Here is a 5940-nt window from a genome sequence, read left to right on the forward strand (position 1 = left end):
CAACTTTAGGAGGTTTGGTTTCTCGTCTGAATTACGCAACAAAGCCTTGTAAATGCAGCTAACCTTGAGCAAGACGTAGACAAATCCGGATTTTGGCTTGGTGCGGCGGCAGGGATGGGCGTAACCAATGGCTCAGACATCACCGCAGGCGAAAGTGAAGTACTGAGTCCGAAAATTGAAATGGGTTACGATTTTGGAAAACATTTTGGTTTGTACGGTAGTTACGACTACATGCACAACCTCGACGATGCAGAACTACACTTAGGTACATTAGGGATGAAAGGTAATCTGTACTTTACCGACAATCTATCCATGTATGGTAAGTTAGGGGCAACGTACATCTTTGCTGATGGAAGTGAACTCAAAACAGACAGCTTCAGTGGTACTGCAGGTATTGGTCTTGAGTATCAGTTAACGCATTCGGTGACCACTAAGATTGGTTACGATTACTACAACAACTTAGAAGCCAAAAATGGTAAAGATTTAGACCTAAGTCAGGTGTACTGGGGTATGACCTACAAATTTGGCCAGCCAGACACTCCTCTTGTTGTTGAAGAAAAAGTAGAAGTGCCTGTAGAAGTAGTCAAAGAAGTCACCACTACTCAAGTCTCACGTTCGACCTACACTCTACCGTACCAAACGGGTCAAGTGGATGTGAACGACTATGGCCGATACAACCTTGATGAAGTGGTGACCACCATGCGCAATAACCCCGAATTGACGGCAGATATTGTGGGTCGTACGGATTCAACTGGTTCACAGCAAACTAACCTACGAGTATCTGGCGAACGTGCGCAAAATGTCGGTCAGTACCTGATCAACCAAGGTATCGATGCTGAGCGTATCCACACCTCAGGTGTCGCAGATCAACAGCCGCTTAACAACGCGCAGAACGCACAACTAGAACGCTCTGTTCAAATTACGCTAAACTAGTTAAGTAAAGGCACCATCAAATAAAGTAAAAGATGAAGGGAGGGACATTACCTCCCTTCATCAGTTATAGATACGACTCTTATGAATAAAGTCATTAATCCATTACAATTTAAGCAACAAGTCATGGAGTTACTTTATCAACCTGCACCTAGTTCACCTGATTTAACTCAATTACTGCCAGAACTAAAAAGAGCCATTGTCGAAGAAGTACTTATCCATACTTATGGCAATCAAACTCGCGCTGCCGCCATACTTGGTATGAATAGAGAAACTTTACGTCGATTATATCTTCAAAAAAAATCTCGTTCGGGCAGTCAACCGCGCTCTTAAATAACAAAATCAATGAGCGGACGCATGACCACAACATTTAACCCCGATACTACGATTTAACTCCGGGAGATAAAAATGAAAAGAACTTTAAAACTATTAGAGCGCGCTAAAGCTTACGAAAGCTACATTACTTCACAAATACAAAGTCGTTCTTCGTTGTATATTGACGATCTTGAGCTCTTACGCAACAAAGCAAGACAACAATTTATTGAGTTGAGAGTCGACAGTTTTCCTTCATCCCACCGGTCACAACAATCCAACGGAAAAATGACTGCTGAAGCGGCCTTGTTCGAAAATATGTTACATAAACTGGCATTGAAGTATCGATTCAAACCAATGCAAACAGCTCAAAACCAGCGTTATTACACACGTTAGGACACACAGCATGTAAATATCACTAGCACTGGCGTTTAATAAGACTACTCTGGCGAATGTATCGCGAGCTTAACTTACCAACATCCAGGACTCCCTTCAGCGGTGCTTTTTCTTAAGTGTCAATTATCAGGGTCGATACCTGAAGCGTCCGCCGATATCGGCATAGAGACTACGCCATTACAGCGAAGGTACGATTAATAAAAAATGATACAAAGCAAGCCCTATTACTCAAACTGACCAATGATTAATAAAGAAATGGCGTCGCTAACGTTTTCACTTTTCATCTTATTTGATTGCGTAGCGTGAGCTTTGGCGTTTTGCAAATATCTGCGAAAAAAAGAGTAATAAGTTAAATTTATTGGTTAAGAGGGGGCTGCATGATGACGCCCGAAGAAATTCAAGAGGCCGTATTGGCCATCGTAACGCTGCGTCCGGCGCCTAAGGCGAAAGCGTCAGTCAGTCAAGGGCGCCTGATTGACATCAAAAAACGCCAAGATGAACGAGAATTTGCCCAAGAGTTGGCTGATATAGACAGACGTTATCGTAATGCTTGATGGATTTGAATGTTACTGGAAAGCGTTGCGATTTCGCATTCAGATGCGAGTTGAAGAGCAGTTGGGACTGGAAGGTTTAATTGTAAGGCGTCGTCGTACCAGTATCAATAATGGCAAGTTGTCTTATCGAACGCAAGGCAGGTGTCTGGTGGGGCACTCCTATACTAAAGGTGCCTTTTTAGAGGTTCGCAAGAGGTATATTGGAAAACTCTAAAATCGTGATCAATTGGCAATATCAGCGTTACTTTTCAGCATTATCCTACAATGAACCCAAAGAGTGTTTAGGTACGATACGAGATCGCGTTAATCTTTTATTTATATCTGGATTTTGATATTCCATGCCTTTGTTTTCGTCATCCGTGTCTGCCCGTATCAAAGCCAGTATCCCGCTCATTGCCGTGTTAAGTGGTGGCGCCGCGTTATCATATCATGCAGATAACCACCTCCAGCGGACATCGTTACCTATTTTGTCGACTCGTTTACTGACAGGACCGGTCCCTGAAATCTCTACGTCTGTAGAGAAGATAGATATCCCAAGCCTAATATACTCGTTTCGACAAGGAGATCGCATTGAAGCCGTATTCAGAATTCTGGAGATATCACGCCCAGCACTCGCAACCAGTTTAAAACGTCATTTAGCCGCACTAGATATCGATATTAATGAACTAGGAGCATCTCTTGCTGTTTGGGATAAACACCGCGCTGAGCGACTGCGCTGGTGCAACACACAGCTTTGCTGGCACGTAAATCTGCGCTCACCAGATGATGCAACTCACAGCACCGTCGTATTGCATACATCTACACAACCGCTTTACATCCAGACACCATGGCAGCCCAATTTTGCTTTACATGAAAACGATCGTATCGATGTTATACTGTCTCCGCATTTGGGTAGCGAAGATATAGCCGCCTTTAGAGTCAAACGTAGCGAGCACATTAAAACAGCTTATCGCTACAAAGACGGTGAATTCTATACCTCTTATGGGGTTAGAACGAATCCAGCTTTAAGTCGACAACCAGTACCTAAAGGGTGGGCTATCAGCTCACCGTTTAACCCTCACCGCATACATCCGGTTACGAGAGAGCGGCGCCCACATAATGGGACCGATTTCCCCGTTCCAGATAACACTCCCATCACAGCAACAGGGAATGGCATCGTTCGTATCGCACGTTACTCGTATTCTGCGGGCAATTATGTGGAAATTGAACACGATACCCATTACAAGACGCGTTACTTTCATCTCAACCACTTATCCGTAAAGGAAGGTCAACACGTCCGACGTGGACAAATAATAGGGTTGTCCGGTCATACCGGATTGTCTTCGGGCCCTCACTTACACTATGAGTTACTTAAAGATGGAAAGCCGGTTGATGCAATGCAAACGACCGCAAGCACTTCTGTAGCGTTATCTGCAACTGAACTGGAGCAATTTAGAACTCAATACCAAAACAAGATAAAATGGCTGTCAACATTTTAGCTATGACGGTAAACCGAATTTCGTTAAATTAACTTAAAAGCTACGTTATTGCGTAATTACTACAGAAAATAAATGAGGTTAAATTTTGAGCATGGCGATATTTTAGTCCTCCTTTGTTATCGCTGTTTTTAACGCCCGATATATCGTTGCTTGCCCAAGCTCGAATTCTTTCGCAAGTTTGCCGATGGTCGTCCCTCTGGCTCGATGGTTAGGATTGAAGTTCCTAACCATCAAGAGAAACCAGGAGTCAAGCCATCCTTAGAAAAGTGTGTATAGCATAAATGCTATACACAAAGAAAAACCGCCTAGATGCATATATAATCATCTGATCATATTCAACTTTACTTGATTGATTGCATCGATGATTTCTTCATAGCTGTGCTGGCGAATGAAAATAAGCCGCGACTCGTACGAATTTGGTTTCATTGATTTCGCGCTCACAGTCAAGCTGCTTGATGACGAGTTCATGCTTTCTGATTTGATATCGTTACCAAGAGTGGTTAGCCCAGCTCTTTCATTGCCAGCAAAGCGGATTGGTAGCGGGTTAGCTTTGGTGGTTGGCTTAGTCACAACGCGTGGCATTTTCACTATGCGTTGCTAACCCCTAAACATGGCGTTATATGCCAGTGATCAGAAAGTCGATAGCAGAGATGATCTCGTCTCGAAAAGTGCTTAGATCGTTTACAGGTTCTTGTAAAATTTTTTTTGGTACACTTGCCATTTGATGAGTCAGAATTACGAAGTCACCTTCATCAATATGGATTATTGGGCATAGGTGACTAGGCGCAAGAATTACGAAGTCACCTTCATCAATATGGATTATTGGGCATAGGTGACTAGGCGCTTTTTTCTCTAATAACTCTATAGGTGTCAACGGAATCACTAATCGAGTGTTCAATGTATCTAGCAATTCACTTTGAACGTCGACAAAGTATGGGTACGCAATTGCAGTGCTCTTATCTTTGTTTTTGTATAGTGAAAATTGTGACATTAGAATACTCGGTAAGAATCGGAAAATAGCCCGTGGTTTGCAGTTAGCTCGTTACAGGCGTAAATGGCATCGGCATTTTTCTCCAACCATTCAGCTTTAAGGCGTTGGCTTACTTCTTTTTCAAGTGCCTTTTCCATTGTTGCTGAAAGGTTTATATTTAGGCGTTTAGCCTCAGCGAGTAGCTCACTGTTTAAACTTAAGTTCGTGGCTTTTTTTGGTGCTTGCGTACTATATGCGTTTCTCATGATAGTAACCTATGCGTAGTATGTGTGCGCACAAATTATAGACACAGGATAAACATATAACAAGTTGTTCAAGGGGGCTTTGCAACGCGTGGCATTTTCACTATACATTGATTTTAGCAAGCGGGGGACGTGGCTTATTCTCTTTTGTCACTACCATTTTTAAGGCGCGATATATCGTTGCTTCTCCAAGCTCAAATTCTTTCGCAAGTTGACCGATCGTGGCTCCTTCTGCTCGACGAGAATGTATTGCATCACATATATGCTCATTGAGTTTGGCTGGTCGCCCAAATTTCACGCAGTTTTCTTTTGCCTTGGTAATCCCTTCCGCTTGCCGTTCAGTACGTAAGTCATTCTCGAATTCCGCAATGGATGCCAGCATGTTAAATATCAATCTGCCAGTTGATGTACTCGTATCGATATTTTGGTCGATAACGATTAAGTTGATTTTTTCTTTTTCAAAGCGCTTGGCGAGTTGTGCAAGATGGACAACTGAGCGAGCAAGGCGAGCTAAACGGGTGATGACCAAAGTATCGGATTCTGTCGCAAATAGTTGTAGTGGCGTGGCGAACCAATCCTCCAGATACAATTATTCTGCGAGCGCATAAAAACGCTCACAGACCGTATCTCCAGCAACATTTACCTGACCATGTTTGAGCATTGTCCACATTTCTCGACCATGAAGACTTGCCGTTGCCTCTTTAATTGATTTCCAGCCCAGAGCTTGTCGAGTTTTCTGCTTCACCCAACGGTGACTCTGCTCAACGATGTTGTTCAAATATTTTATATCCAGAATATCAACACCCGTTAACCACAGTTGCACATTCAGGGCATCCAATGCTGCGTAATTACTTTTATTGCTCATACTTGACCAATCACGTCTCCCGCCGACGACATCAAGTTGTCACTTACTCTTTTTACAACCAAGCAAGCTTGATTACCTCCCATTTATTTCACGTCGCTGTCGTTTCTGATCCGCAATGACAGAGAGAGTAAGCATCCCAACTGTAAAGCTGCTCGTTAACATTCCTCCTAAA

The 5940-nt window shown here is 43.1% G+C and carries 9 protein-coding genes and 1 pseudogene; 5 read left to right on the forward strand and 5 right to left on the reverse strand.

Annotated elements, in window-relative coordinates:
• Positions 1-30: 30 nt before the first annotated feature.
• The 5 genes from OU793_RS23240 (at position 31) to OU793_RS23260 (ending at position 3670) form a co-directional block, all read left to right on the forward strand.
• Positions 31-933 (forward strand): OmpA family protein, encoded by a 903-nt coding sequence (locus tag OU793_RS23240; protein ID WP_274647859.1) that lies wholly within the window; start codon positions 31-33, stop codon positions 931-933.
• An 81-nt stretch (positions 934-1014) separates the two neighbouring features.
• The gene (locus OU793_RS23245) at positions 1015-1263 is read left to right on the forward strand and encodes a helix-turn-helix domain-containing protein (RefSeq protein WP_025789522.1); all 249 of its coding nucleotides are present in this window, start codon (positions 1015-1017) and stop codon (positions 1261-1263) included.
• 75 nt (positions 1264-1338) lie between these two features.
• Complete coding sequence (locus tag OU793_RS23250) at positions 1339-1638, forward strand: hypothetical protein (protein WP_023624643.1); 300 nt, start codon at positions 1339-1341, stop codon at positions 1636-1638.
• A gap of 377 nt (positions 1639-2015) precedes the next feature.
• Positions 2016-2192, forward strand: coding sequence for a hypothetical protein (locus OU793_RS23255; protein WP_023624642.1), 177 nt, complete (start codon positions 2016-2018; stop codon positions 2190-2192).
• Positions 2193-2530: 338 nt separating this feature from the next.
• Complete coding sequence (locus OU793_RS23260) at positions 2531-3670, forward strand: M23 family metallopeptidase (protein WP_025789523.1); 1140 nt, start codon at positions 2531-2533, stop codon at positions 3668-3670.
• A 321-nt stretch (positions 3671-3991) separates the two neighbouring features.
• Here the strand turns inward: OU793_RS23260 and OU793_RS23265 are convergent, their stop codons facing one another.
• The 5 genes and pseudogenes from OU793_RS23265 to OU793_RS23285 all read right to left on the reverse strand — a co-directional run.
• On the reverse strand, positions 3992-4258 hold the full coding sequence (locus OU793_RS23265) for a hypothetical protein (RefSeq protein ID WP_131162812.1): 267 nt from the start codon (positions 4256-4258) through the stop codon (positions 3992-3994).
• A gap of 28 nt (positions 4259-4286) precedes the next feature.
• Positions 4287-4661 (reverse strand): CcdB family protein, encoded by a 375-nt coding sequence (locus OU793_RS23270; protein WP_274647858.1) that lies wholly within the window; start codon positions 4659-4661, stop codon positions 4287-4289.
• A complete protein-coding gene (locus OU793_RS23275) occupies positions 4661-4906 on the reverse strand; it encodes a type II toxin-antitoxin system CcdA family antitoxin (RefSeq protein WP_017449246.1) in 246 nt (81 codons plus the stop codon). Before OU793_RS23275 ends, OU793_RS23270 begins: the two co-directional genes overlap by 1 nt.
• A gap of 100 nt (positions 4907-5006) precedes the next feature.
• Complete coding sequence (locus tag OU793_RS23280) at positions 5007-5492, reverse strand: recombinase family protein (protein WP_023624637.1); 486 nt, start codon at positions 5490-5492, stop codon at positions 5007-5009.
• Positions 5493-5756, reverse strand: a pseudogene (locus OU793_RS23285) (DDE-type integrase/transposase/recombinase); the annotation flags it as partial.
• Positions 5757-5940 lie beyond the last annotated feature (184 nt).

Origin of the sequence: Vibrio sp. VP6 (assembly GCF_028823755.1) — a bacterium.
GTDB classification, from domain to species: Bacteria; Pseudomonadota; Gammaproteobacteria; order Enterobacterales; family Vibrionaceae; genus Vibrio; species Vibrio parahaemolyticus.

What these genes read in the sequence shown, in the direction of transcription:
- OU793_RS23250 (WP_023624643.1), top strand. Translation starts at nt 1,339, where the DNA reads ATGAAAAGAACTTTAAAACTATTAGAGCGCGCTAAAGCTTACGAAAGC.
- OU793_RS23255 (WP_023624642.1), top strand. Translation starts at nt 2,016, where the DNA reads ATGATGACGCCCGAAGAAATTCAAGAGGCCGTATTGGCCATCGTAACG.
- OU793_RS23260 (WP_025789523.1), top strand. Translation starts at nt 2,531, where the DNA reads ATGCCTTTGTTTTCGTCATCCGTGTCTGCCCGTATCAAAGCCAGTATC.
- OU793_RS23245 (WP_025789522.1), top strand. Translation starts at nt 1,015, where the DNA reads ATGAATAAAGTCATTAATCCATTACAATTTAAGCAACAAGTCATGGAG.
- OU793_RS23270 (WP_274647858.1), bottom strand. Translation starts at nt 4,661, where the DNA reads ATGTCACAATTTTCACTATACAAAAACAAAGATAAGAGCACTGCAATT.
- OU793_RS23275 (WP_017449246.1), bottom strand. Translation starts at nt 4,906, where the DNA reads ATGAGAAACGCATATAGTACGCAAGCACCAAAAAAAGCCACGAACTTA.